Source organism: Roseicella sp. DB1501 (assembly GCF_013112485.1).
Taxonomy (GTDB): Bacteria; Pseudomonadota; Alphaproteobacteria; order Acetobacterales; family Acetobacteraceae; genus Paracraurococcus.
Map to the genome: position 1 here is coordinate 77,035 of NZ_JABFHG010000001.1, position 23,934 is coordinate 100,968.

The following is a 23,934-nucleotide window of genomic DNA, read 5'->3' on the forward strand; positions in this document are numbered from 1 at the left end:
ACCATGCCTGCGCTTCCCTGGTTCCTGCCCCTGATCCTCGGCGCCATGGCGGCCTTCGGGCCGCTGGCGACCGACATGTACCTGCCCGCCTTCCCGACCATCGCCGCCGACCTGCCGGCCGATCCGGCCGAGGTGCAGGGCACGATCGCCGCCTTCTTCGCCGGCATGGCGACGGCCCAGCTCGTCTACGGCCCGCTGGCCGACCGGCTGGGCCGCAAGCCGCCCCTGCTCTTCGGCCTTGCGGTCTTCAGCCTCGCCTCGCTCGGCTGCGCGACGACGGGCGACATCGGCACGCTGACCTGGCTGCGCTTCGGCCAGGGGCTCGGCGGCTGCGCCGGCATGGTCATGGCGCGCGCCATCGTGCGCGACCTGGCCGAGGGGCATGCGGCGATCCGGCTGATGGCGCAGCTCGGCCTGGTGATGGGGCTGGCGCCGATCCTCGCCCCCTCGATCGGCAGCCTGCTCCTCGCATTCGGCAGCTGGCGGCTGATCTTCTGGCTGCTGGCGGCCTATGCCGCGACGCTGGCAGTGGCGGTGACGCTCGCCTTGCCGGAGAGCCTCGCGCCCGAGCGGCGGCGGCGCGACGGGCCGATCGCGGTGATCGCCACCTATCTGCGGCTGCTGCGCGACCGCCACTTCCTCGGCCACACCCTGGCGGTGACGCTGCCGACGGCGGGCATGTTCGCCTACATCGCCGGTTCGCCCTTCGTCTACATGGAGCTCTTCCACGTCACGCCGCAGCACTACGGCCTGTTCTTCGGCCTGAACGCGCTCGGCATCATGGGCTGCGCGCAAGGCGTGGCGCGGCTGGTGCGGCGGGTGCAGCCGGGGCGGCTGCTGCTGGCGAGCCTCGCCGTGATGGCGCTGGCCGGGCTCGGCCTGCTCGGCGCCGCGACGACCGGCTTCGGCGGCTTTCCCGCCATCGCCGGCCTGCTCTTCCTCTATGTCGCCGGGATCGGCGCGGTGATGCCCCTGGCGACCACGCTCGCCATGGGGCCGCAGGGCCGCAATGCCGGCAGCGCCTCGGCGCTGATCGGCACGCTGCAATTCGGCCTCGGCGCGGTGTCCGGCGCGCTGGTCGGGCTGCTGCATGACGGCACGGCGCGGCCGATGGCGCTGGTGATCGCCGCCTCCGGTATCGGCGGGCTGCTGGCCGTGCGCAGCCTCGCGCGCTGACGGCGCCCGCCGCGCCGCCGCAGCTTAACGGACTGGTCCCCCGGCCGGTCCGAGGCCCCGAACGGGGCCCGCGCGTCGCGCCCATTGGCGCGCCTAGCGGCGCGACGGCGCGCAGCCAAGCGAACCGGAGGTTTGCGCCCGGCGCTTGAGGGCCAGTGGCATTATGCCGGCAGGTGCTCCGCGATATAGGGCGGCAGGTTGAAGGCGCCGACATGGATCTCCGGCGTCCAGTAGCGCGTGGCGCCGAGGATGCCGGCGGCCTTGGCCCGGCGGCGGATCTCCGCCGCATCCGCCTGGCGCAATGAGGCATCCTTCGCGGCCCAGCCGAGCGTCATGAAGCCGCCGACATAGGTCGGCACGGCGGCGACATAGGCGAAGACGTCCGGGAAGGCCTTGCGCCGGCGCAGCGAAGTCTCGCGCAGTTCATCCGCCTGCATGAAGGGCACGCCGCACTGGTTCACCACCAGCCCGCGCCCGCTCAGCAGCCGCGCGCAATTGGCGTAGAATTCGTCGGTGAAGAGCACCTCGCCGACGCCGATCGGGTCGGTGCTGTCGACGATGACGGCATCGAAGCTCGCGGCCGGCGCCTGGCGCACATAATCGATGCCGTCGCCGACGATCACCTCCGCCCGGGGATCGGACCAGGCATCGCCGGCGATGCCGGGCAGGTGTTCCTTGGCCAGGCGGATCACCTCGCCGTCGATCTCGACCATCACGGCCTTCTCGACCGTCCGGTGCTGCAGCACCCGCCGCAGCACGCCGCCATCGCCGGCGCCGATGATGAGCACGCGCTTCGCCGCGCCATGTGCCAGCAGCGGCACATGCGCCAGCATCTCCTGGTAGACGAACTCGTCCGCCTCGGTGATCTGCACCACGCCGTCGAGCAGCATGACGCGGCCATGCGTCTCGCTCTCGAAGACCATGATGTCCTGGAAGTCGCTCTTCACCCGGGCGAGCTCACGCGACACGCGGAAGCGCTGGCCCCAGGCGGCGTAGAGCGTCTCATTCACCCACGAATCGGTCATGCCTTCGGCACCCCTGCATGCAGAGAGGGCGGGACCTTGCGGCCCCGCCCCGCCCCTACCATTCCACTCGGTCCGGTGTCAGCCGACCAGGCCGCGCTTGTGCTCGGCGAGCTGCACGCGGCCGGGCTGGAACCCCTTCTTCAGCACCGGGATCGCCAGATAGGGATTGCAGACGCCGCAGACGAAGATGTCGAGCGCCGCATAGTCCCGTTCCGGCCAGGTGTGGATGGAGACATGGCTTTCCGCCAGCACCAGCACACCGGACACGCCGCTGTTCGGGCCGAAATGGTGGAAGTGACCGTGCAGGATGGTCGCACCGGTCGCCACCGCCGCTTCACGCAGCACCTCATCGATATGCTCGGGATCCGCCAGGTTGGTGGCATCCCACAGATCGATGATCAGATGCGTGCCGGCGAATTTCACGCCGTCGCGGCTGACAAAGTAATCCTTGGCCTCGCTCACCGAGGTTGCAGAGTTCTGGGCTTCGCTCGGGAGCTGCTCCGAGACCATCCCCAGTTGGAGTAGAGAGTCCATCGCGGGCTCCTGTTCCCACCAGTAGATGACCAGGGTGATCGGGCATCGATCAGGTCAACGGCGGCGGCATATGGGGCAAGGAGGTTGCGGGCGCAAGCCATTTCCCGCTGCACAGGCCGAAAATTTTGCCGTTCTCCCCCGCGTTGGACGCGGGACTCAACGTGCGAGCTGCGAAGCTTCCCGCAATGCCTCCAGCCGCGACGGCAGGTTTCGGAAAAGTTGCAGCTCGCGCTGCAGCCGCGGCAGATCGGCGAGGCCGCGCAGCGGATCGCCGGTGAGGATGGTGAAGGCATCGGCCAGGGGCCCCTCGCCGATGCGCGCGGCATCGGCCTCGCGCAGCGCCGCCAATCCCGCCTCGTCGCCCGCCAGCGCCAGCAGCACCGCCTGACGCAACACCTGCCGGCGCTGCGCATCGTCGAGCGCCGCCGGCGCGGGCGGCAGGGACGCGAGGAGGAGGGCATGCGCCGCCGCGGCGCCCGACCAGTCGGATGCTTCGACGAGCAGTTCGGCCAGGGCCTCGCTGCCGGGCGCGCCGAGTCCGCGCAACGCGGCCAGCGCCTCGTCGCGATGCCCGCGCCGCGCCTCGATGCGCGCGGCGAGCACGGCGCGCGCGGCCGCCTGCGCCGCCGGCAGCCCGGCGACGGCGCTGTCCGCCAGCGCGGCGCCGGCCCCGGCGAGATCGCCTTCCTCGAAGCGGAGCTGGGCGAGGCGCAGGCCGAGCGCGGCGCGCCCCTCGCCCTCGGTCCGTTGCATCACCTGGCGCAGCAGGCCCGCGGCACGCTCGCCGAGATCGAGCGCCGTCAGACGATCGACCAGCAGCAGGATCGCCTGCTCGCCCGGCGCTCCGGCCGGCAGCAGATCGGGATGCGCGTCATGCAGGGCGATGGCGGCGAGCGGCGGCGCCTCCGCCAGGGCGGTGACGAAGCTCTCCTGCAAGGCCGGCCGCAGTGCCTTGGCCTGTTCGGGCAGCAGCGCGGCGGTCTCGTTCAGCAGCGCGAGGGCGGCGCGGCCCTGGCCCGCCTGGCGATACAGCGCCGCAGCGCGCAGCCTCGCCTCCAGCTCGGTCGCATCGCCGCGCCAGGCGAGCAGCCCGGCCTCCAGGGCCTTCGCCGCCGCGGCCGCATCGATCCGGCCGCCGGCGAGGCGCAGCTCGACCGCCTGCCGGATCGCCCGGGCGCGGGCGCGACGGTCGCGGCCGGCGGCGATCCGGTCATAGGCGGCCAATGCTTCCTCGATGCGTCCCTCCGCCTCGGCCAGCATGGCGCGCGGCAAGGGGAACGCCCCGCCGGCAGTCCCGGCGGCGGCGAGGAGATGGCGCAGCGTCGCCGTCTCGCCGGCCTCGGCCAGGGCCTGCGCCGCGAGCGGCAGCAGCCGGGATTTCAGCCCTGCCGGATAGGCGAGGAGCAGCGGCAGGCTGCGCGCGAAGCCGGTGGCGGCCGGTCGCCACTCGCCCCGCGCCGCCGCCAGGGCGGCCCGCCAGAGCGTGGCCTCGTCGCCCCCGGCCCAGGCGGGGCTGCCGAGGGCCTCGGCCTCGGCCAGGCGACCCGCCAGCAGCGCGGCGGCGCCGGCCAGGGCGGCATAGGCGGGATCGGCCGCGGCCCGCGGATCCTCGGCGAAGCCGAGGGAGAACATCGCCTGCGCCTCCTGCGGCAGGCCGAGCGCCAGCAGCAGCTCGCCGGCGGCGCGCCGCTGCGGCAGGCGCCCGAGCGGCGGCGCCGCGGCGATGCCCGCCTGGAATGCCTGCAGCTGGGTCAGCAGCTCCGCCTCGGGCCGCGCCGCCAGGGCGAAGCTGCGGGTCATCTCGGGCGCCGGCGGCGGCTCGGCCAGCGTCGCATCGAGGGCGAGGCGCGTGCCGCCGGCCAGGGCCAGGGTGAAGCGGTCGGTGCCGGCCTGCAGCAGCACGCCGTCCGACCGGGCCAGGACCACGGCGCCGAGCAAGGTCGGCGGCAGGTCGAGCTCCGGCAGGCGACGGCCGACCTGAACGGCCTCCTGCCCCTGCCGCAGCGTGCCGATCAGCAGCGGCAGGCCGGTTTCCGGGTCCTGCACCGGCACCACGCGGCCCGGCGAGCCAGCGCGCAGCAGCAGGCGCGGCGGCGGCCCGGCCTCCACGGCGAGGCCGAGATCCGGCGACGGGTCGCCGCCCGCCGGGATGGCTTCGACGATCCAGCCCGCCGCCTCGCGCTGCGCCCGGAGCCGGGCCGCGGCGGCAAGCGGCAGGCGGAGCACCGTCGCGCCCGGCAGGGTCTCGGCGGCGAGAGCCCCGAAGACGGGATCGCCCTGCAGCGGCGCCAGATCAGGTCCGTCCCGGTCGTCGAAGACCAGCAGCAGCGTGTCGCCGCGGCGCAGGATCGCGGCGCCGGTCCCCGCCGGAAAGGGCAGCAGGATCGCCGGGCCGCCCGAGGGCAGGGCCAGCCGGCTCGCCGGGCGCCTGGCCGGCGCCGGCATGGGCGAGGCTGGCATGGGTGCGGCGGGCGCTGGCGCGAGGGCTGGCAGCGGCGCCGCGGCATCGCCCGCGGCGCCCTGGCCGCCGGGCGGCGCGGCGGCGGGGATGGCCGTCTTTCCATCGGAGGAAGGCGCCGCGGGGGCGGCAGCCGGTGCCGCATCCGGCTTCGGATCGAGCACGTCCACCACCACGCGGCTGCCCAGGCGGTAATGCCGCGCCCGCGCCCCCGGCCGCAGCGCCAGGCGCAGCGCCTCGCCCTCGGCCGCGAGGCCGGTGACATTCGCCGGCGGCCGCGGCGGCAGGCGCCATTCGGTCCCCGCCGGAAAGCGCAGCAGCACGCGGTCGCCCTGCTGCTCCAGGCTGTAGGCCGGTGGCGAGGCCCAGGCCCCGGCCGGGTCGAGGACCAGCCGGCCATAGCCCGGCGCGCTGCCGGCACGGATCGTGACCGGCTCCGCGGCGGCGAGGCCGGGCAGCGCGAGGAGCAGCAGGGCCGGCGGCAGGCGCATCACTCGAAACTCGCCAGGAGGCGATCGATCTCCGCCTGCGAGGAGGCGGCGGCGGGGAGCTGCGGGCCATTGGCCAGCTTCTCGCCCTCGGTCCGGAGGTCGGTCGCGGCCTCGCGCGGCTCCGGCGCGGCCTCGGCCCAGGCGAAGGAGGCGGTGACGGCGGCGACGCGCCGCTCGATGGCCTTCAGTGCCGCGACCACCTTGCCGATGCGCTGGCCGGTGATGTCCTGGAAGCTGCAGGCCTCGTAGATGCGCGTCACGGCGCCGGCGACCACCTCCGCCGCCTCGCCCGAGAGGCGCGGCGTCAGCGCCTCGAGCTTCTCGCAGGCGTCGAGGATCTCGTTCGTCGCATTCGCGGTGTGCTCGACGACCGCGTCGAGCTCGTCCGTCGCAGCCGGGATGTGGCTGGCGTTGATGTCGTCGACGCGCAGCGCCGCGATCTCCGACTTGGCGCGGGCCACTTCGCGCCCGAGCGCCTCGAGCTCGCCGAGCAGCACCGCCTCGGTCGAGGTCAGCGCGCCGGCGAGGCTGCTGAGGACCGCGCGCACCGCCTCCTCGATCCGCTCATGATCCGGCAGGCCATCAGGCATGGGTGAGCACCTTGGCGATCTTCTCGCGCAGCGTCTCGGCGTTGAACGGCTTGACGATGTAGTTCGATACCCCCGCCTGCTTGGCCGCGATCACGTTCTCGGTCTTGCTCTCGGCGGTGATCATGATGAAGGGCGTGTCGCGCAGCCTGGCATCCGCCCGCACCTCCTTCAGCAGGTCGAGGCCGGTCATCGGCTGCATGTTCCAGTCGCTGATGACCAGGCCGAACTGGCCGGCCCGCAGCTTGGCCAGCGCCTCCTGCCCGTCGGTCGCCTCCTCGACATTGTCGAATTCGAGCTGCTTGAGCAGGTTGCGGATGATCCGCAGCATGGTCTTGTAGTCGTCGACGATGAGGACGTTGGTGGACTTGTCCATGGACCGCCTGCGCCTTTCCGTGGCTTGCTTCGGATGGGGATGGTCAGTCGGCGGGGCGCGCCCGGTAGCGGGCCAGCTCCGCGGTGATCGCCCGGGCGCGCTCCGGCTTCATCGCGCCGAGCACCGGCGCTGCCTTCCGCTCGCCCATGCGGTCGAGGATCGGCAGCAGCACCGACGTCTCGAGATCGTCGAAGATGGCGGCGGCATCGCGCGGCCGCATGCCCTCATAGAGCTTCACCATCTGCCGCCAGCCGGCCTCCTCGCGCTCGCCGAGCGTCCGGTCGAAGGCCTGCAGCCGCTGCTGCATGGCGCCGAGCTCCTCGATGCGCTGGCCGAGTCGCTTCTCCGCCGCGGCCGCGAGCAGCTCGCGCGCGGCGAGCGCCTGCTCGCGGGCATCGAGCTCGCTCCGGCGCGCCCGCAGGCCCTCCAGCAGGGCGCGTTCCGCCTGCTGCTCGGCGGAAGGCGGCGGCTCGGGCGGCGGGGCTTGCACCGGACGCGCCGGCACGGGCGCGCTGGCCTTGGCGGGCGCGGCATGGCTGCTGGCCTGGGCCGGTGCCACCAGCGAGAGGGCCGGCGGCGGCCCGGCGGGCAGGACCAGCACGCCCTGCAGCTTCGCAGCGAGCAGCACGGCCGCCGCGGCGAGCGTCGCCGGCAGCAGGCGCGGGCGCATCAGCGGCCGGCCCCGAGGGCGCGCAGCAGGGTCAACTCGGCAAGGCTGCGTCCCGGCACCTCGGGCGCTCGGTCTGGCGCCCGATCTGGCGCACGGTCCGGCGCGCGCTCCGGCACCGCGGCACTCGGCACCAGGGGCCGGCCGGCGCGGACCAGCGCCTCCAGCCGGTCGGCCAACGCTTCCGCGCGCTCGACCAGGTAGCGCAGATCGTCGCGCATCGGCTCGGCGGTGGCGAGCTTCTCGGCGAGCTGCCGGCCGCCGGCCTCGGCCGAGGCGCGCAGGCGGATCGAGGCCGCCTCGGCCAGCCGCGTCGCCTCGGCCAGGGTCGTCGCGCTGCCCTCGAGCGCGCTGCGGTCGCGCCGCACCGCGGCGAGCGTCCGCTCGAGGCGGAGCAGCAGCGGCAGGGCCGCCGCCAGCAGCAGGATGACGGCGAGCTGCGCCGCCCATTCGATCCAGCCCATCACCTCTCCTCCCCTTGGGCCCGGCGCAGCTCGCGCGCGATGCGCACCGCGAGTCGGTTCTCGCGCCGGCCGAGATCCGCCTCGAAGAGCGGCACATCGCCGCAGCGCAGCGTCACCGGCGCCCCCGGTGCCACGTTCAGCGTGATGCGGTCGCCCGGCTGCAGCGACATGACGGAGGAGAGCGGCATCGCCTGCTCGTCCAGCACGACGTCGAGCGACAGCTCGGTGTGCCGCAGCTCCTCGGCGAGATGCGTCTCCCAGATCGAGTCCCGGCCGAAGCGCTCGCCCATGAACTGCTGCAGCAGCAGCTCGCGGATCGGCTCCAGCGTCGCATAGGGCAGCAACAGCTCGATCTTGCCGCCACGATCCTCCATGTCGACGCGGAGGCGCGACAGGATGCAGGCATTCGAGAGGCGGGAGACGGCGGCGAAGCGCGGGTTCACCTCCAGCCGTTCGAAGCGGAAATGCGCCGGCGAGAGCGGGCTGAAGGCATCCGTCAGGTCCTGCAGGACGACGCTGATCAGCCGCTCCACCAGTGTCCGCTCGATCGTCGTGTAGGGCCGGCCCTCGATGCGCATCGCCGCGGTGCCGCGGCGGCCGCCGAGCAGGACGTCGACGACGGAGTAGATGAGGGCGGAATCGACGACGAGCAGCCCGTAATTGTCCCACTCTTCCACCTTGAACACCGCCAGCATGGCCGGCAGCGGCACGCTGTCGAGGTAGTCGCCGAAGCGGAGCGAGACGATGCTGTCGATCGAGACCTCGACATTGTCGGAGGTGAAGTTGCGCAGCGAGGTCGAGAGGATGCGCACCAGCCGGTCGAAGATGATCTCGAGCATCGGCAGGCGCTCGTAGGAGACGAGGCCGGCGCTGACGATGCGCTGGATGCCGGTCTGGTTCTCCTCCGCCGCGGCGCCGCCGCCGAAGCCGAGCAGGCTGTCGATCTCAGCCTGGTTCAGCACCCGCGCCGAATCCGGCGCCGCCGCCGCGGCCTCGCCGCCCGCCTCCTGCGCCAGCGCGTCGCCCCAGGCGGCGGCGAGATCCTCCTCGGAGGCGGTCACTGGAGCAGGATCTCGGTGAAGAGCACGTCGGTGATCCGGGCCGGCGCCGCGGCGAGGCTGGCACGGGCGATCAGCTCTTCGCGCAGGCGCTGGGTGCCGGCGCTGCTCCGCAGCTCCTCCGGCCGCATCTCCCGCAGATAGGTGGCGTACATGTCGAGCAGCCGCGGCATGGCCGCCTGCACGGCCGCGGCATCGTCCGGCCTGGCGAGCTCCAGCTTGCTGCGCAGGCGGATGTAGCTGGCGCGCCGGCCCGGCGCGTTGAGGTTGGCGACGATCTCCGGCATGTCGAAGAAGACCGGCGGCTGCGGTGCCGGCGGTGCCTCGGCATGCCCGGCCGCGGCCTCATGCGCCTCGCCGCCGGGCAGCCCCGGCAGGATGCCGCTGAACCAGAGCCCGCCGCCGATCGCGGCCAGGGCCAGGGGCGCCACGAGCAGCAGCTTCCCCTTGCCTTTGCCCTTCGGCGCCGGCTCGCCTTCCGCCTTCGCTGTCTTGGCCGGTTTTGCCGACATCGCCGCCCCATCTTCTGGACGTGGCGATCCTGGCGGGGGCTCTCTTAAGAAAGACTTTCACCCGGCAGATCCGTGCTGGCGGCCGGCAAATCCTGCCGCTGCCCGGCAGAAGGCGCGCCGCCCCGCAGACCTGGCGGCACCGAGCGCCAGGCGCCGCAAACCACTGATTTCAAATGAATTCGCAACCCCGGCATGGCCTGGCACGGGGCTTGCGCAACGGGGCCCGTCACCTGGCGCCAGAACGGCGTCGCCGCAGGAAGGCCCGCATGGACACGCCCGGCTACGTCATCCTCTCCCGCCTCGGCGCCCAGTTCCGCGCCACGCAGGTGGTGGCGAACAATCTGGCGAATGCCGAGACGCCGGGCTTCCAGGCGGAGCGTCCGGTCTTCGCCAGCCTCATGCAGAAGCAGGCCGAGGCATCGACCGGCGAGGCCGTCAGCTACAGCATCGATCGCGCCACCTGGCGGGAGACGGCCAACGGCCCGCTGCAGACCACCGGCAACCCGCTCGACATCGCGCTGCGCGGCGAGGGCTATTTCGCGGTGCAGACCGCGGCGGGCGAGGAGCGCTTCACCCGCGCCGGCCGCTTCACCCTCGGGACCGATGGCAAGCTGCTCGACATGGCGGGCAATGCGGTGCTCGACACGCGCGCCATGCCGATCACCCTGGGCCAAGCCGATACGCGCATCGAGGTCCAGGGCGACGGCACCATCCGCTCCGAGAACGGGCCGATCGCCCAGCTGCGGATCGTGCGCTTCGAGGCGCCGCAGCGGCTGCGCGCCGAGGGCGACCGGCTGTTTGCCGCGGACGAGACCCCGCAGCCCCTGGCCCGGCCGGGCGTGGTGCAGGGCGCGGTCGAGGGCAGCAACGTGCAGCCGGTGCTGGAGATGGTGCGGATGACCGAGGAAGTCCGCGAGTTCCAGAACGCCGTCACCTTCGCCGACCGCGAGGCCGACCGGCTGCAGACCGCCATCGAGCGCATCCTGCGCAAGCGCGGCTGAGCCGCGCGCCGCTCGCCCCTCCCCAACCCATCACCCGGCCCGCGGCCGGATCAGGAGACCCAGGATGCGCGCCCTGCAGATCGCCGGCACCGGCATGATGGCCCAGCAGACCAATGTCGAGGTGATCTCCAACAACATCGCCAATATGAGCACCACCGGCTACAAGCGGCAGCGCGCCGAATTCGCCGACCTGCTCTACCAGAACGTCCGACGGGTCGGCTCGCAGAGCTCGGAGACCGGCAGCGTCCTGCCCTCCGGCGCGCAGCTCGGCCTCGGCGTCAAGACCTCGGCCATCTACCGCATCGGCGAGCAGGGCAGCCTGCAGCAGACCGAGAACCGCTTCGACCTCGCCATCCGCGGCAACGGCTTCTTTCAGGTGCAGCTTCCCTCGGGCGAGATCGCCTATACCCGCGACGGAACCTTCGGCCTCTCGGCCGAGGGCCAGGTGGTCACCGCCGAGGGCTTCCTGGTGCTGCCCGGCATCACGGTTCCGGCCGCCGCGGTGGATGTCACCATCAACGCCGCCGGCGAGGTGCTCGCCAAGCTCGACGGCCAGGTCAACCCGCAGAATGTCGGCCAGATCCAGACCGCGATCTTCGCCAACGAGGCCGGGCTGGAGGCGATGGGCGGCAACCTGCTGCTGGCGACGCCGGCCTCCGGCCAGGCCCAGCTCGCCGCGCCCGGGCAGCCGGGGCATGGCCAGATGCTGCAGGGCTTCGTCGAGAATTCCAACGTCAACGTGGTGCAGGAGATCACCAACCTGATCACCGCGCAGCGGGCCTATGAGATGAACAGCAAGGTCATCACGGCGAGCGACGAGATGCTCTCCACCCTGTCGCGGATGCGGTGAGGCCGGCCATGCGCGCCCTTGCCCTTCCCATGCTCCTCCTTGCCCTGCCGGCCCTGGCGCAGGACCTCGCCGGGCCGCGGCCGCTGGTGGTCGTCGACCAGCCCATGCTCCGCCTCGGCGACGTCTTCGAGGGGGCCGGCGCCCGCGCCGCGCAGCCAGTTGGCGCCGCGCCGGCGCCCGGCCGGCAGATGGTCATCGAGGCCGCGCAGCTCCTCGTCCTCGCCCGCGCCAACGGCCTCGCCTGGCGGCCGCTCTCGGCGCAGGACCGGGTGGTGGTGGAGCGGCCGGGCAAGGCGGTGCCGCGGGAGGCGGTGGCGGCGGCGCTGCGAAGCGAGCTGCTGCGCTTCGGCCTCGATCCCGAGGCGGAGCTGGAGCTCGGCCCCCTGGCGCTGCCCATGATCCCGCCCGAGGCGGAGCCGCGCCTCGCGGTAGAGGCGGCGAGCCTCGATGCGCCGAGCGGCCGCTTCTCCGGCCTGCTGAGCATCGGCGCCGAGGGCATGCCGATGCAGCGCCTGCGCATCGGCGGCCGCGCCGTGCCGACCCTGCCGGTGGTGGTGGCGGCGCGGCGCCTCTTCCTCGGCGAGGTCGTCGCGCCCGAGGATGTCAGGCTGGTGCGGATGCGGGCCGAGCGGGTCCGCCCCGGCGCCGCTGACCGGCTCGAGCAGGTGGTCGGCCAGCAGCTGCACCGGCCGGTCGGGGCGGAGATGGCCTTGCAGCGCTCCGACCTCGCCCCGCCGGCGCTGGTCGAGCGCAATGCCCTGGTGACCATGCTGGTGGAGGCGCCGGGCCTCTCGCTGACTGCGCAGGGCCGGGCGCTCGGCGCGGCGGCGCGCGGCGCCCTGGTGCCGGTGATGAACCTCGCCAGCCGGACCGTGGTGGAGGCGCAGGTGACCGGGCCCGGCCGGGTCCGCGTCGCCATGGGCGCGGCGCCGCTGCGGCGGGAGGCGGAGTGATGCGGGCTGCCCTCCCGCTCGCCCTGCTGGTCCTGCTCGCCGGTTGCGGCCAGTTCGAGCGCCTGTCGCGCGTCGGCCGCGCGCCCGAGATGAGCGCGGTGCAGGACCCGACCAGCGACCCCGCCTGGCGGCCGGTGGCGATGCCGATGCCGGCGCCGCAGGACCCGCCGGCCGCGGCCAACAGCCTCTGGCGCCCGGGCAGCCGCACCTTCCTGCGCGACCAGCGGGCGGCGCAGGTCGGCGACCTCATCACCATCCTGGTCAGCATCGACGACCAGGCGCAGCTGCAGAACCGCACCCAGCGGGCGCGCACCGGCAACGACGCCATGGGCATGCCGCAGCTCTTCGGCATGCAGACCCGCTGGCTGCCGAAGGCGGCGAGCCCGGATACGCTGATCAGCGCCTCCGGCAGCCAGACCACCGATGGCAACGGCACGGTGAAGCGGAACGAGAGCGTGACGCTGCGCCTCGCCGCGACGGTCACCCAGGTGCTGCCGAACGGCAACCTCGTGGTCGGCGGCCGGCAGGAAGTGCGGGTCAGCAGCGAGCTGCGCGAGCTCTCGGTGCGGGGGGTGATCCGGCCGCAGGACATCGCCAGCGACAACACGATCCGGCACGACCGCCTGGCCGAGGCCCGCATCGCCTATGGCGGCCGCGGCACGCTCTCCGACCTGCAGCAGCCGCGGCTCGGCTCGCAGCTCCTCGACATCCTGCTGCCGTTCTAGCGTTCCCCACGACGTCGCTTCGCGCCGCCGCGGGGGCCCCGTGATTCGCTTCGGGCCGGAAGCGCGTCACAGCCTGCCGCGGCAAAGCCGCGGCAGGGCAACGGGAGGCGAGAGGGGCGGCGAGGGTTATTCCACCAGCCCGACCTCGCGCGCCTTGATCTGCAGCGCCAGGAATTTCGAGAAGATGCGGCACTGCGCCAGGCTGCCGGCGGTGAACCAGAGGCCGGGCTGCGGCGTCGGCCGCCACATGTTGCGCAGCTCGCCCCCCTCGTCGAAGCCCCAGACCGGCCCGATGCGGTCGGCGATCGCATCGCCCAGCGCCCGGCGCGCCACCTCCTGCTGGTTGCGATAGCCGGTCGCCATGACGAGGAGCGAGGCCGGCACCACGCGGCCGTCCTTCAGCCGCAGCCCCTCGGCCACGAAGCGATCGACCTCGTCCCACTGCACCAGCCCGATCTTGCCGTCGGCGATCAGGTCGGAGCAGCCGACATTGAAGTAGTAGCCGCCGCCCCGCTGCAGGTAGAGCAGCTGGAAGCCGCAGCCCTCGATCCCGTCGCTCAGCCGGAAGCCGCGCGCCTCCAGCCGCTGCAGCAAGGGCCGGTCGATCTCCTTCGAGGTCGCGGTCATCATCTGGTAGGCGCGCTTCAGCTCGGGATAGGGCAGCGCCGTGGCCAGCAGGTCGCAATCCCCGGTCGGCAGCCCCTCGGCATAGGTCGAGTAGACCCGCTGCGCCTCCTGCACCGAGACGATATGCGTCGGGCTGCGCTGGATCATGCTCACCCGGGCGCCGCTGGCGTGCAGGTCCTGCGCCACGTCATGGCCGCTGTTGCCGGTGCCGAGCACGATGGCCGGCTGCCCCTTCCAGGCGGCGCCGTCGGTATAGGCGCCGGAATGCATCACCGTGCCGCGGAAATCGCCGAGGCCCGGCAGGTCCGGCATGATGGGGATGCCGCTGACGCCGGTGGCAAAGACCAGGTGCCGCGGCCGCATGATGCGCTCCCCGCCATCGACGCGGCGCAGCACCACCTCCCACTGCCGCGCCGCCGCGTCCCAGCGGCCGGAGGCCAGTTCGGTCGAGGTCCAGACATTCAGCTCCAGCGCCTCGACATAGGCCTCTAACCAGTTCGCCAGCATGTCCTTCGGGATGAAGACCGGCCAGGTCGGCGGGAAGGGCATGTAGGGCATGTGGTTGACATGCACCTCGTTGTGCAGCGTCAGCGAGTGGTAGCGGCGGCGCCAATTGTCGCCGACCCGCGCCTCGCGGTCGATCACCAGCGTGTCGACCCCGAGCGCCCCGAGCCGGGCGGCGATGCCGAGCCCGGCCTGACCGGCGCCGATGACGATCACCGCCGGGTCGCGATCGGCATAGGCGCGGGCCTCCGCGCGCTTGTCCGCCCAATTGGGGCCGCCGAAGTCGCGCGAGTAATCCTTCTCCGCCGCCTGCTGCCGCTGGCTGAGATCCGCATGGCCCCGCAACCCCTGCAGCGTCGTCGCCAGGATCCAGGCGCGCAGTCCGCCGGGCCCGCCCTCGTCCGGCACCAGCCGGGCGACGCCCTCGGCGGTGCCGGCGGCGGTCTCGAAGGCGAGGAAGCACTCGACCACCTCGCGGCCGACCCGGCTGACCTGGCGCGGCGCGGTGCGGCCCGGCGCCAGGCGCAGCCCGGCCGGGCGGGCGGCGGGCAGGGTCCGGCGCAGCCGGGCCTCGATATCCGGCGCGCCGCTCACCGTGGCGATGGTCCAGTCGAAGGCCAGGATGTCGCGCCAATGCCCCTCCGGCAGGAAGAGCCGCGCCGCCGCGGCGGCGTCCCCCTGCTCCAGGACCTCGCCGAGGGCGGCGATCCAGCTGCTGGCCGCAGCCTCGGGCGGCAGCGCCTCGCGGGTCATGACATTCATGGCGTTCGCTCCCGCGGCGGGCCGGCCCGCCGCATCACTGGCATGGATGGGGGCGAGACTGGCCATGGCGCCCAATGAGGACAAGGGGTGAGGACAAGGAGTGCCACCCTTGCGACGCGGGCGGACCGATTCCACACTCGCCGCAACGGGCCGGCACGCCTCCGGCACAGGGGAGAGCGGAATGTCCAAGATCGCGCGGCCGGGACGCCGCCTGCTGCTCGCCACCGGCGCCATGGGCCTCGCCATGCCCGGCCTGCTGCGCGCCCAGGGCCGCTATCCGGACCATACGGTCCGGGTGGTCAATGCCTACAGCCCGGGCGGCACCGCCGACGTGGTCTGCCGCATCCTGTTCACCGCGCTCAGCGAACGCCTCGGGCAGAGCTTCGCCGTGGAGAACCGGCCCGGCGCGGCCGGGACGCTGGCCGCGCAGGCCGTCGCCCGCGCCACGCCGGATGCCTACACGCTGCTCTACGACGCGACGGCGCATTCGGTGAACCCGTCGCTCTTCGGCAGCCGGCTGTCCTACGACACGCGGAAGGACCTGCTGCCGGTCTTCCTGGCGATGCTGACGCCGAACACGCTGATGCGCGCCAACAGCCTCGAGGCAAGGACAATCCCCGACCTCATCGCCCTGGCGAAGCGCAGGCCGGGGCAGCTCGACTGCGCCTCGACCGGCATCGGCACGGTGCAGCACGTCTCGCTCGAGCTCTTCAACATGCGCGCCGGGGTCAAGATCAACCACATCGTCTACAAGGAGATCGCGGCCTCGCGGAACGACCTCGCCGCCGGCCGCATCCCGCTGCAGTTCAGCAACGTGCCCTCGACGCTCGCCGTCACCCAGTCCAACCAGGCGGTCTGCATGGCGCATTGCGGCCCGGAGCCGATCGGGGTGCTGCCCGGCGTGCCGGCCATGACGGAATTCCTGCCCGGCTTCGAGACCTGGGAGTGGAACGGCGTCTTCGCCCCCGCCGGCACGCCCTTGCCGCTCATGCGGCAGCTCAACGCCGCCCTGAACGCGGTGATCCGCGAGCCCGCGGTCGTCGCCCGCCTCACCGAGCTCGGCGCCCTCACCCGGGCCAACAGCATCGAGGACTTCGCGGCGTTCCGCGAGCAGCAAATCGCCTTCTTCGCCGACATGGTGAAGAAGGCCGATATCCATATCGACTGAGCCAGTACCGGGGACGGAGGCTGCCATGACCCAGCCCTACAGCATCGACCGCGGCAGCAACTGGCGCCGTCAGGTCGTCCGCGACTGGCTCGTCGGCCTCGATCCGCTGCCCGAGGCGCTGCAGGAGCGGATCGTCACCGCCTGGGTCAGTTCCTGGGCTTCCTCGACCCACGAGCGGCTGGAGGACATGCCCTTCTCGCCCGGCAGCGGCTTCTATCCGCTCATGCGGCACGTGAACGAGGTGACGCGCGCCGGCATCGATCTCGGCCGCCGCGCCGCGGCCGATTGGGGCGGCGAGCTGCCGCAGGAGCTGCTGCTGCCGATCCTGATCCTGCACGACCTCGACAAGCCCCTGCTCTACCGGCGGGAGGGCGGCGGCGCCGTGCATACCGACCTCTACCACGAGCTGCCGCATGGCGTGATCGGCGCCATGATGCTGAAGGAGCTCGACTTCCCGCATGTCGTGGTCAGCACCGTCGCCACCCATGCCACCAACGCGCCCTTCCATGGCCGGAACCCGGAGGCGCATGTGCTGCACTATGCCGACCTCTTCGCCGCCGACCATGCCTTCCGCAGCATGGGAGAGACGCCGCTCTACCTGCGCCGGCACTGAGCGCGCCGGTACTGAGCGCGGGGGCATTGACCGCGGGTGGCCGGAATCGACATCCGGCCCCCGCCGCCCCATCTCCTTCCCATGTGCGGACGCTATTTCCAGCAGCGCGGCCCGGCCGAGCTCGCCCGGTATTTCGAGACGGTCAACGCGTTGCCGAACCTGGCGGCGAGCTGGAACCGCGCGCCCACCCAGGACGCGCTGGTGGTGCGCCGGCATCCCGAGACCGGGCAGCGGCATCTCGACCCATTGCGCTGGGGGCTGGTGCCGCGCTGGGCCAAGGATGCCTCGGGCGCGGCGAAGATGATCAACGCCCGGTCCGAGAGCATCGCCGAGAAGCCGGCCTTCCGCGAGGCCTTCCGCAAGCGGCGCTGCCTCGTCACCGCCGACGGCTTCTACGAATGGCAGGTCGCCGGCAAGACCAAGCAGCCCTATGCGGTGGCGCTGGCCGATGGCGCACCGATGGCCCTTGCCGGCCTCTGGGAAGGCTGGCGCTCGCCGGAGGGCGAGATCCTGCGGACCTGCACCATCGTCACCACCGAGGCGAACGAGAAGCTAGCCCCCCTGCATCACCGCATGCCGGTGATCCTGCCGCGCGCCACCTGGCCCGCCTGGCTGGGCGAGGCGCCGGCCGAGCCGGAGGAGCTGCTCGCCCTGCTCCGCCCCTGCCCGCCGGACATGGTCGCCGCTTGGCCGGTGAGCCCGCGGGTCAACAAGGTCGCCGAGAACGATGCCGGGCTGCTGGTGCGCGACCCGCTGGCCATGCCGCCGCCAGGGCTGGACGACCCGCCGCCGGGCTTCGGCGATTGACCTGGCGGGGGCGCCCGACACCATCGGCGGACCGGCCGCCTGGCCGGTCCGAGACCCGCGGCCTATGCCGCGAAGCCAAGCAAACCGGAGCTTTGCGCCCGGCGTTCGAGGGCCAATGCCATTATGCCGCCTTCGACATGTCGAAGGGCGGCTGCACATCGGGCGAGAGCACCGGCTCATAGGGATTGCCCGCGGTGCGCTCGGCGAGGTCGGCCCTGGCGGCGGCGACCAGCGCCGGGTCGCGCAGGCAGTCCACCGCCGTCCCCGCCATCACCTTCGCCACATGCACCATGCCCTTATGCGCCGCCGGCAGCATGCCCTGGGCGGTGAGCTGCCAGGAATGGCCGGGCGTGCCGATGGCATAGGTTGCGCCCCGCGCCTGCACGGTCGGCACCACCCAGGAGACGTCGCCGACATCGGTCGAGCCCATCATCGGCGCCCCCCGCACCTCGAGCGGCACCACCACGTCGCAGAGCGGCACGCCCTGGCGCATCGGCAGGCCGATCCGCCGCCAGGAGGCCTGGATGTCCTCCTCGGTGAGCGTCGCCTGGAACTCCGCCGCCTTGGCTCGGTCGGCCGCATCGAAGGGAGGCGGGCCGAGCCGGTCGAGATTGGCCTGCATGGCGCGCTCGAGCGGCAGGTTGCCGAGCAGGTTGGAGACGCCGGAGACCACCTTCGCCTCGACCCGCGTCTCGGTCATCAACGCCGCGCCCTCGGCGATCTTGCGCACCCGCGCGATCAGCCGCCGCAACTCCACCAGGTCGCGGGCGCGGATCAGGTACCGCACCTTGGCCGTCGGCTGCACCACGTTCGGCGCGACGCCGCCGGCATCGAGATAGGCGTAGTGCACGCGGGCATCGCTCGGCATGTGCTCGCGCATGTAGTTGACGCCGACATTCATCAGCTCGACCGCATCCAGCGCGCTGCGGCCGAGATGCGGCGCCGCCGCGGCGTGGCTGGCGCGGCCGGCGAAGCTGAAATCGATGCGGGTATTGGCCAGCGAGACCGCCTCCTGCACCGCCGCGAAGGCCGCCGGATGCCAGGAGATGGCGATGTCGACATCGGCGAAGGCGCCGTCGCGGACCATGAAGCCCTTGGCGGCGCCGCCCTCCTCGGCCGGGCAGCCATAGTAGCGCACCCGCCCCGGCAGCCCCTCGGCCGCGAGCCAGTCCTTCACCGCGGTCGCGGCGAGAAGCGAGGCGGAGCCGAGCAGGTTGTGGCCGCAGCCATGCCCATAGCCCGGCCCGGGCAGCGGCCGCGGCTCGGCCAGGCCGGCCTCCTGCGACAGGCCCGGCAGCGCGTCGTACTCCCCGAGAATGGCGATCACCGGCCCGCCCTCCCCCGCCTCGCCCATCACGGCGGTCGGGATGCCGGCGAGCTGCTCGGTCACCCGGAAGCCCTGCTGGCGCAGCATGGCGGCATGCTCGGCGCAGGAGCGGGTCTCGGTATAGGCCAGCTCCGGCATGTGCCAGATGCGGTCGGAGAGTGCCTCGAAATCGGCGCGCCGGGCCTCGACCAGTTGCCAGATCGCCTCGGTGTTCTGCATGGCATTCCTTCCTCGCGCCGTCTCCAAGTCATCGGGGGCCGGCGCCATCCATCGCCCGGTCGCGCCATCTTGGGCGCCGCGACGAGGCACCGGTCAATCCGCCCGGATATGCGCCGCCGCCACCACCTCGCGCATGGTCCGCACCTCGGCGGCGAGGAAGGCGTCGAGCCCGGCCGGCGGCAGCGGCATCGGGATCGCGCCCTCGCCGGTGAGCACGCGGGCGAAGTCCAGGGCCTGCAGCGCCTCGTTCACCGCCGCGTTCAGCCGGCCGCGCAGGACGGACGGCAGGCCGCGCGGCGCGAAGAGGCCCCACCAGATGCCGGCCTCGTAGTCGATCCCGGCCTCCTGCACCGTCGGGGCCGGCGGGCTGCCGGGCACCCGCTCCGGCCCGGTATAGGCGATCACCCGCAGCAGCCCGCCGCGGATCTGCCCGGCGGCGCTGGCGATGGTGGTGAACATCACGTCCACCCGCCCGGCGACCAAATCGGTCAGCGCCCCAGCCGTGCCGCGATAGGGCACATGCTGCAATTGCGTGCCGGCGCGCAGGTTGAACAGCGCCGTGGCGATATGCGTGGTGCTGCCGGGGCCGGAGCTGGCGAAGGTGATGCGCCCCGGCCGCGCCCGATCGGCGGTCAGCAGGGCGGCGATGGACTCGATCGGCGAGGCCGGCGGCGTCACCACGACCAGCGGCGCCCGGGCCAGCAGCGCCACGGCGTCGAGATCGGCGGTCGGGTCGAAGCCGCTGCCCTGCACCGGGCCGATGGCGGCGATGGAGGAAGTGGTCAGCAGCAGGGTCTGGCCGTCCGGCGGGCTCTGCGCCACCGCCTGCACCCCGACCGCGCTGCCCGCCCCCGGCCGGTTCTCCACCGGGAAGGGCTGGCCGAAGCGGGCCTGCAGCCGCTCGGCCAGCGGCGGGGCGATGGCGTCGTTGCTGCCGCCCGGCGTGAAGGGCACGACGATGCGCACGGGCCGGGCAGGCCAGCCTTCCGGCTGGGCAAGGGCCGGCCGGACGGGGCCGGCGAGCCCAGCCGCGGCCAGCAGCGCGCGGCGGGCGGGGCGATGCGGCATCGGCCTTTCTCCCTGTTGGCCTTCACCAACGGCCGTCGATGCTGACACATCAACGTCCCCCATCCAGTGCCCCTTGGCGCCGGGCGCAAACCTCCGGTTTGCCCGGGCCTTCGCGTCGTGCGAACAGCACGCCTTTGGCGTGACATGCGAACAGCACGCCTTTGGCGTGACATGCGAACAGCACGCCTTCGGCGTGACGCGTCGTCAGGCACAATCGGCGGCGCCCGTTCGGGCGCTCGGCGTGAATGGGTCATTCATGCCGTTGGCCTTGCGCCAATCCTGGCCCTTCCCGCCCGGCGCGGTCCATCTCCGTAACGCGGCACGATCCGTGCCTTGCTGCCTGGCATGCTTCCGGGGGGCCGGGCTCTGCGCGTCTTGCTTGTGGACAGTGACACCGACCGGGCCGCCGCCGTCGAGGCGGGGCTGGCCGCGGCCGGATGCGTGGTCGTCGGCACCGTGGCCGGCACGGCGGAGCTGACGCGGGCGGTGCGGGAGTCGGGCGCCGAGGTGATCGTCTGCGACCTGGACGACCCTTCGCGCGACGAGCTCGAGGGCATGCGGGCGCTGCACCGGGACGAGCCACGCCCGGTCGTGCTCTTCGCCGAGAAGGCCGAGCCGGAGCAGATCGAGGCGGCGCTGGCGGCCGGCGTCGCCGCCTATGTGGTGGAAGGCATGGCGCCGGCGCGGGTGCGGCCGGTCATCGAGGTGGCGATCCGCCGCTTCCGGGCGCACCAGGCGCTGCGCGAGGAGCTGGCCCTGGCGCGGCAGGACCTCGAGGAGCGCAAACTGGTCGACCGCGCCAAGGCGCTGCTCATGCAGCGGCACCGGCTGAGCGAACCGGAGGCCTACCGGCGGTTGCGGCGCCTGGCGATGGATCGCGGGCAGAAGCTGGCCGCGGTGGCCGCCGAGATCGTGGGCAAGACGAAGGCATGATGTTCATTGTTGCGGCAATAATGGCTGATATCCCGCCATATGACCAAGAAGTGCGCAATTGTCCTTGACCCTCGCCCCATCCTTCGCTTGGCTGATCCCAGCTTGGCATGACGGCCCGCAACGGCGTGGGCCAGCCGGCCCGGATGCCGCCGAGGCCGGATCCTGCCGCCCCTGTCCCGCGGCCCAATGGCGGCCCGCCGCTGGCCGCCGCCGGCCGGAGTTCCGATCCCGTGCCCTCTGAGATCCTGGACCCTGCCCTGCCTCGTCCCGCCCTCCGCCGGCCGGCCCTGCGCACCCTCCGTCTCGGCTTCCTTCAGCTCACCGACGCCGCGCCGCTGCTCGTCGCCGAGGAACTCGGCCTGTTCGATGCGGTGGGGCTGCGGGTGACCCTCTCGGCCGAGGGCGCCTGGGCGGCGGTGCGCGACAAGCTGGCCTTCGGCGCGCTGGATGCAGCGCAGCTCCTCGGCCCGATGCCGATCGCCCTCGCCGCCGGGCTGGACGGGGTCCGCTCCCTGGTCACGATCGGCGCCGGGCTCGGGGCGAACGGCCATACCCTCACCCTCTCGCTGCCGCTGGCCGAGACGCTCGGCCGCTTCGCCCGGCCGCTGCCCGCCGCCGCCTTCGCCGCCGCCCTGCGCCGCCGCACCGCCGCCAGCCGGCCGGTCACGCTCGGCGTGGTCTTCCCCTATTCCTCGCACAACTACCTGCTGCGCTGGTGGCTCGCCTCCGGCGGGCTCGATCCCGACCGCGACCTCCGCCTCGTCACCGTGCCGCCGCCGCTCTGCGCCAGCCGGCTCGCCGAGGGCGCGATCGACGGCTTCTGCGCCGGCGAGCCCTGGGGCAGCCATGCGGCGGAGCGCGGCCTCGGCAGCATCGTGCTCTCCTCGGGCGATATCTGGCCGAACCATCCGGAGAAGGTCCTCGCCTTCGCCGCCGGCTATGCCGGGCGCGACCCGGAGAGCGCCATCGCCTGCACCGCCGCCGTCATCGCCGCCAGCCGCTGGCTGGACGCGCCGGAGAACCAGGCCGAGGCGGTGCGGATCCTGCAGCACCGCCTCTTCCCCGAGCTCGGCGAGCGGGAGATCGCCGCCGCCTTCGAGGGCACCGCAGAGGGCTGGCCGCAGGCGGCGCCGCTGCGCTTCCGCACCGCCACCCTGCCGCGCCGCGAGCAGGCCGCCTGGTGGCTGCGGCAGATGCGCCGTTGGGGCCATGTGCCGCCCGGCCTTGCCGAGACGACCGCCCTCGCGCCCTGGCGGCAGGATATCTGGCGCGCCGCCGCCGCCCGCCTGCGCGAGGTGGAGCCGCCGCCCCCCGCGCCGCCGCCGGGCGAGGCGGCCGAGGCCCGGCGCTGAGAAACTCCCCGCGAAACCGCTGCGCGGCTTTGTGGGGACCCCGGGGGGAGTCCCTCCCGCCCGGGAAACCGTCCAGCCTGCTGCGGCAAAGCCGCAGCAGGGCAATGGGAAGCGACGGTTTCAGGAGGCACTTAAGGCGCGGCCCGGCGTCTCCTGCCCAAGGGTCGGCTTGCCGCGCCGCCGGCCGGCGGCCACATGCCGAAGCGTCTGGAGCATTGTCCGTTCACATGCGTTCACGCCCAATGCTCCAGCCTGTTGTTTTCAAAGCATCTTCACCCGATCAGGTGAATCCACCTGATCGGGATCTGCTCTAGCCGGAAGCCCCCATGCTGCATTTTCCCGTCTTCCTCGACCTCCAGGGCCGGGTCGCGCTGGTCCTCGGCACCGGCGAGGTCGCCGAGCGGAAGGCCGATCTGCTGCGCCAGGCCGGCGCCACCATCCGCTTCGCCGAGCGCTTCGCCCCCGAGTTGCTCGAGGGCTGCGCCATCGCCATCGGCGCCGATGCCGAGCCGGCGGAATTGCACGCCCTCGCCGCCGCCTGCCGCGCCCGCGGCATCCCGGTCAACGTGGTCGACAGGCCGGCGCTCTGCACCGCGCTGATGCCGTCGATCATCGACCGCGCCCCGGTCACCGTCGCCGTCTCGACCGGCGGCGCCGCGCCGGTGCTGGCGCGGCAGCTGCGGCAAAGGATCGAGGCGGTGCTGCCGGCCGGGCTCGGCCGCGTCGCGGCCATGGCGGAGCGCTGCAAGGCGGCGGTGCGGCAGCGCCTGCCCGATCTCGCCGCCCGCCGCCGCTTCCTCGACGCCGCCCTCTCCGGCCCGGCCGCCGACCTGGCCATGGCGGGGCGGGAGGCCGAGGCGGATGCCGCCCTCGCCGCGGCGCTTGCCGGTGCCGATGCGGCGCCGCCGGGCGTGGTGCATCTGGTCGGCGCCGGGCCCGGCGCCGGCGACCTGCTGACGCTCCGCGCCCTCCGCCTGCTCGGCGAGGCGGATGTCATCGTGCATGACCGGCTCGGCACGGAGGAGGTGCTGGAGCTCGCCCGGCGCGATGCCGAGCGCATCCTGGTCGGCAAGTCGGGCGCCGATCACTGCCTGCGGCAGGAGGAGATCAACGCCCTGCTGGTCCGCCTCGCGCGGGAGGGCAAGCGGGTGGTGCGGCTGAAGGGCGGCGACCCGCTCATCTTCGGCCGCGGCGGCGAGGAGGCGGAGGCGCTGGCCGCGGCCGGGATCGCCTGCGAGATCGTCCCCGGGGTCACCGCCGCCCTCGCCTGCGCCGCTGGCGCCGGCATCCCGCTGACGCATCGCGAGGCCGCCCGCGCCGTCACCTTCGTCACCGGCCACCGGCGCGAGGGCGGCGTCGATGTCGCCGGCCTGGCGCGGCCGGACCAGACGCTCGCCATCTACATGGGCATCGCCATGCTGCCGGCGATCCGCGACGGGCTGGTCGCCGACGGGCTCGACCCGGCGACGCCGGCGGCGGTGATCGAGCGCGGCGGCACCGGCCGGCAGCGGGTGCTGCGCGGCACGCTGCAGGAGGTGACCGAGCAGGCGCCCGGCTGGGTCGAGGGCGGGCCGGCGCTGCTGCTGGTCGGCGCGGCGGTCGGTCGCGGCCCCGCCGGCGGCAGCGCGGCAGGCGCCCCGCTCGCCGCCTGATCGCGGTGGGAGATGCGCCACCGCA

General features: G+C 73.4%; 23 protein-coding genes. 11 read left to right on the forward strand and 12 right to left on the reverse strand.

What is annotated here, in order from left to right; all coding sequences use genetic code 11:
• The first annotated feature begins 3 nt into the window (after positions 1–3).
• Entirely contained in the window at positions 4–1,176 is a 1,173-nt protein-coding gene (locus HJG45_RS00355; protein WP_171610102.1) for a multidrug effflux MFS transporter, read from the forward strand.
• 161 nt (positions 1,177–1,337) lie between these two features.
• On the opposite strand, the gene speE is transcribed toward HJG45_RS00355, so the two are convergent.
• From speE to HJG45_RS00400, 9 genes are all read right to left on the reverse strand, one after another.
• On the reverse strand, positions 1,338–2,201 hold the full coding sequence (speE, locus tag HJG45_RS00360) for a polyamine aminopropyltransferase (protein WP_171610103.1): 864 nt from the start codon (positions 2,199–2,201) through the stop codon (positions 1,338–1,340).
• Positions 2,202–2,279: 78 nt separating this feature from the next.
• Complete coding sequence (gene speD, locus HJG45_RS00365; RefSeq protein ID WP_171610104.1) at positions 2,280–2,735, reverse strand: adenosylmethionine decarboxylase; 456 nt, start codon at positions 2,733–2,735, stop codon at positions 2,280–2,282.
• A gap of 156 nt (positions 2,736–2,891) precedes the next feature.
• On the reverse strand, positions 2,892–5,684 hold the full coding sequence (locus tag HJG45_RS00370; RefSeq protein WP_171610105.1) for a hypothetical protein: 2,793 nt from the start codon (positions 5,682–5,684) through the stop codon (positions 2,892–2,894).
• On the reverse strand, positions 5,684–6,274 hold the full coding sequence (locus HJG45_RS00375) for a protein phosphatase CheZ (RefSeq protein WP_254452204.1): 591 nt from the start codon (positions 6,272–6,274) through the stop codon (positions 5,684–5,686). The genes HJG45_RS00370 and HJG45_RS00375 overlap by 1 nt, the downstream gene beginning before the upstream one ends.
• Positions 6,267–6,647 (reverse strand): chemotaxis response regulator CheY, encoded by a 381-nt coding sequence (locus HJG45_RS00380; protein ID WP_171610106.1) that lies wholly within the window; start codon positions 6,645–6,647, stop codon positions 6,267–6,269. The genes HJG45_RS00375 and HJG45_RS00380 overlap by 8 nt, the downstream gene beginning before the upstream one ends.
• Positions 6,648–6,690: 43 nt before the next feature.
• Complete coding sequence (locus HJG45_RS00385) at positions 6,691–7,317, reverse strand: MotE family protein (RefSeq protein ID WP_171610107.1); 627 nt, start codon at positions 7,315–7,317, stop codon at positions 6,691–6,693.
• Positions 7,317–7,778, reverse strand: a complete 462-nt coding sequence (locus tag HJG45_RS00390; RefSeq protein ID WP_171610108.1) for a DUF6468 domain-containing protein — start codon at positions 7,776–7,778, stop codon at positions 7,317–7,319. Before HJG45_RS00390 ends, HJG45_RS00385 begins: the two co-directional genes overlap by 1 nt.
• Complete coding sequence (gene fliM, locus HJG45_RS00395; RefSeq protein ID WP_171610109.1) at positions 7,778–8,839, reverse strand: flagellar motor switch protein FliM; 1,062 nt, start codon at positions 8,837–8,839, stop codon at positions 7,778–7,780. The genes HJG45_RS00390 and fliM overlap by 1 nt, the downstream gene beginning before the upstream one ends.
• On the reverse strand, positions 8,836–9,348 hold the full coding sequence (locus HJG45_RS00400) for a flagellar basal body-associated FliL family protein (RefSeq protein WP_171610110.1): 513 nt from the start codon (positions 9,346–9,348) through the stop codon (positions 8,836–8,838). Before HJG45_RS00400 ends, fliM begins: the two co-directional genes overlap by 4 nt.
• A gap of 266 nt (positions 9,349–9,614) precedes the next feature.
• On the opposite strand from HJG45_RS00400, the gene flgF reads away from it, so the two are divergent.
• The 4 genes from flgF to flgH all read left to right on the forward strand — a co-directional run bounded on the left by flgF (position 9,615) and on the right by flgH (position 12,877).
• On the forward strand, positions 9,615–10,349 hold the full coding sequence (gene flgF / locus HJG45_RS00405; protein WP_171610111.1) for a flagellar basal-body rod protein FlgF: 735 nt from the start codon (positions 9,615–9,617) through the stop codon (positions 10,347–10,349).
• Between the two features lie 64 nt (positions 10,350–10,413).
• Positions 10,414–11,199 (forward strand): flagellar basal-body rod protein FlgG, encoded by a 786-nt coding sequence (gene flgG / locus HJG45_RS00410; RefSeq protein WP_171610112.1) that lies wholly within the window; start codon positions 10,414–10,416, stop codon positions 11,197–11,199.
• An 8-nt stretch (positions 11,200–11,207) separates the two neighbouring features.
• Positions 11,208–12,152 (forward strand): flagellar basal body P-ring formation chaperone FlgA, encoded by a 945-nt coding sequence (flgA, locus tag HJG45_RS00415; RefSeq protein WP_171610113.1) that lies wholly within the window; start codon positions 11,208–11,210, stop codon positions 12,150–12,152.
• Positions 12,152–12,877, forward strand: a complete 726-nt coding sequence (gene flgH, locus HJG45_RS00420) for a flagellar basal body L-ring protein FlgH (protein ID WP_171610114.1) — start codon at positions 12,152–12,154, stop codon at positions 12,875–12,877. Before flgA ends, flgH begins: the two co-directional genes overlap by 1 nt.
• Positions 12,878–13,003: 126 nt before the next feature.
• Here flgH and HJG45_RS00425 read toward each other — a convergent pair whose 3' ends face one another.
• The gene (locus tag HJG45_RS00425) at positions 13,004–14,770 is read right to left on the reverse strand and encodes an NAD(P)/FAD-dependent oxidoreductase (RefSeq protein WP_171610115.1); all 1,767 of its coding nucleotides are present in this window, start codon (positions 14,768–14,770) and stop codon (positions 13,004–13,006) included.
• A 181-nt stretch (positions 14,771–14,951) separates the two neighbouring features.
• On the opposite strand from HJG45_RS00425, the gene HJG45_RS00430 reads away from it, so the two are divergent.
• The 3 genes from HJG45_RS00430 (at position 14,952) to HJG45_RS00440 (ending at position 17,358) form a co-directional block, all read left to right on the forward strand.
• Positions 14,952–15,938, forward strand: coding sequence for a tripartite tricarboxylate transporter substrate binding protein (locus HJG45_RS00430; protein WP_171610116.1), 987 nt, complete (start codon positions 14,952–14,954; stop codon positions 15,936–15,938).
• Between the two features lie 25 nt (positions 15,939–15,963).
• Positions 15,964–16,551 (forward strand): HD domain-containing protein, encoded by a 588-nt coding sequence (locus tag HJG45_RS00435; RefSeq protein ID WP_171610117.1) that lies wholly within the window; start codon positions 15,964–15,966, stop codon positions 16,549–16,551.
• A gap of 81 nt (positions 16,552–16,632) precedes the next feature.
• Positions 16,633–17,358 carry an SOS response-associated peptidase gene (locus tag HJG45_RS00440; protein ID WP_171610118.1) on the forward strand — a complete coding sequence of 242 codons (726 nt, stop codon included), beginning with the start codon at positions 16,633–16,635 and terminating at the stop codon, positions 17,356–17,358.
• A gap of 121 nt (positions 17,359–17,479) precedes the next feature.
• On the opposite strand, the gene HJG45_RS00445 is transcribed toward HJG45_RS00440, so the two are convergent.
• Positions 17,480–18,904 (reverse strand): M20 family metallopeptidase, encoded by a 1,425-nt coding sequence (locus HJG45_RS00445; RefSeq protein WP_171610119.1) that lies wholly within the window; start codon positions 18,902–18,904, stop codon positions 17,480–17,482.
• Between the two features lie 93 nt (positions 18,905–18,997).
• Entirely contained in the window at positions 18,998–19,972 is a 975-nt protein-coding gene (locus tag HJG45_RS00450) for a tripartite tricarboxylate transporter substrate binding protein (RefSeq protein ID WP_171610120.1), read from the reverse strand.
• Positions 19,973–20,353: 381 nt separating this feature from the next.
• Between HJG45_RS00450 and HJG45_RS00455 the strand changes: the two genes are divergently transcribed.
• The 3 genes from HJG45_RS00455 (at position 20,354) to cysG (ending at position 23,909) form a co-directional block, all read left to right on the forward strand.
• Complete coding sequence (locus tag HJG45_RS00455; protein WP_368040483.1) at positions 20,354–20,905, forward strand: ANTAR domain-containing response regulator; 552 nt, start codon at positions 20,354–20,356, stop codon at positions 20,903–20,905.
• A gap of 230 nt (positions 20,906–21,135) precedes the next feature.
• Positions 21,136–22,257, forward strand: coding sequence for a CmpA/NrtA family ABC transporter substrate-binding protein (locus tag HJG45_RS00460; RefSeq protein WP_171610121.1), 1,122 nt, complete (start codon positions 21,136–21,138; stop codon positions 22,255–22,257).
• Positions 22,258–22,583: 326 nt separating this feature from the next.
• Positions 22,584–23,909, forward strand: coding sequence for a siroheme synthase CysG (gene cysG / locus HJG45_RS00465; RefSeq protein ID WP_171610122.1), 1,326 nt, complete (start codon positions 22,584–22,586; stop codon positions 23,907–23,909).
• Positions 23,910–23,934: the final 25 nt, after the last annotated feature.

Bases quoted from the DNA above. Each gene is read 5' to 3' on its own strand.
- HJG45_RS00355 (WP_171610102.1), top strand. From the start codon at position 4: ATGCCTGCGCTTCCCTGGTTCCTGCCCCTGATCCTCGGCGCCATGGCG.
- speE (WP_171610103.1), bottom strand. From the start codon at position 2,201: ATGACCGATTCGTGGGTGAATGAGACGCTCTACGCCGCCTGGGGCCAG.
- speD (WP_171610104.1), bottom strand. From the start codon at position 2,735: ATGGACTCTCTACTCCAACTGGGGATGGTCTCGGAGCAGCTCCCGAGC.
- HJG45_RS00370 (WP_171610105.1), bottom strand. From the start codon at position 5,684: ATGCGCCTGCCGCCGGCCCTGCTGCTCCTCGCGCTGCCCGGCCTCGCC.
- HJG45_RS00375 (WP_254452204.1), bottom strand. From the start codon at position 6,274: ATGCCTGATGGCCTGCCGGATCATGAGCGGATCGAGGAGGCGGTGCGC.
- HJG45_RS00380 (WP_171610106.1), bottom strand. From the start codon at position 6,647: ATGGACAAGTCCACCAACGTCCTCATCGTCGACGACTACAAGACCATG.
- HJG45_RS00385 (WP_171610107.1), bottom strand. From the start codon at position 7,317: ATGCGCCCGCGCCTGCTGCCGGCGACGCTCGCCGCGGCGGCCGTGCTG.
- HJG45_RS00390 (WP_171610108.1), bottom strand. From the start codon at position 7,778: ATGGGCTGGATCGAATGGGCGGCGCAGCTCGCCGTCATCCTGCTGCTG.
- HJG45_RS00400 (WP_171610110.1), bottom strand. From the start codon at position 9,348: ATGTCGGCAAAACCGGCCAAGACAGCGAAGGCGGAAGGCGAGCCGGCG.
- flgF (WP_171610111.1), top strand. From the start codon at position 9,615: ATGGACACGCCCGGCTACGTCATCCTCTCCCGCCTCGGCGCCCAGTTC.
- flgG (WP_171610112.1), top strand. From the start codon at position 10,414: ATGCGCGCCCTGCAGATCGCCGGCACCGGCATGATGGCCCAGCAGACC.
- flgA (WP_171610113.1), top strand. From the start codon at position 11,208: ATGCGCGCCCTTGCCCTTCCCATGCTCCTCCTTGCCCTGCCGGCCCTG.
- flgH (WP_171610114.1), top strand. From the start codon at position 12,152: ATGCGGGCTGCCCTCCCGCTCGCCCTGCTGGTCCTGCTCGCCGGTTGC.
- HJG45_RS00425 (WP_171610115.1), bottom strand. From the start codon at position 14,770: ATGAATGTCATGACCCGCGAGGCGCTGCCGCCCGAGGCTGCGGCCAGC.
- HJG45_RS00430 (WP_171610116.1), top strand. From the start codon at position 14,952: ATGTCCAAGATCGCGCGGCCGGGACGCCGCCTGCTGCTCGCCACCGGC.
- HJG45_RS00435 (WP_171610117.1), top strand. From the start codon at position 15,964: ATGACCCAGCCCTACAGCATCGACCGCGGCAGCAACTGGCGCCGTCAG.
- HJG45_RS00440 (WP_171610118.1), top strand. From the start codon at position 16,633: ATGTGCGGACGCTATTTCCAGCAGCGCGGCCCGGCCGAGCTCGCCCGG.
- HJG45_RS00445 (WP_171610119.1), bottom strand. From the start codon at position 18,904: ATGCAGAACACCGAGGCGATCTGGCAACTGGTCGAGGCCCGGCGCGCC.
- HJG45_RS00450 (WP_171610120.1), bottom strand. From the start codon at position 19,972: ATGCCGCATCGCCCCGCCCGCCGCGCGCTGCTGGCCGCGGCTGGGCTC.
- cysG (WP_171610122.1), top strand. From the start codon at position 22,584: ATGCTGCATTTTCCCGTCTTCCTCGACCTCCAGGGCCGGGTCGCGCTG.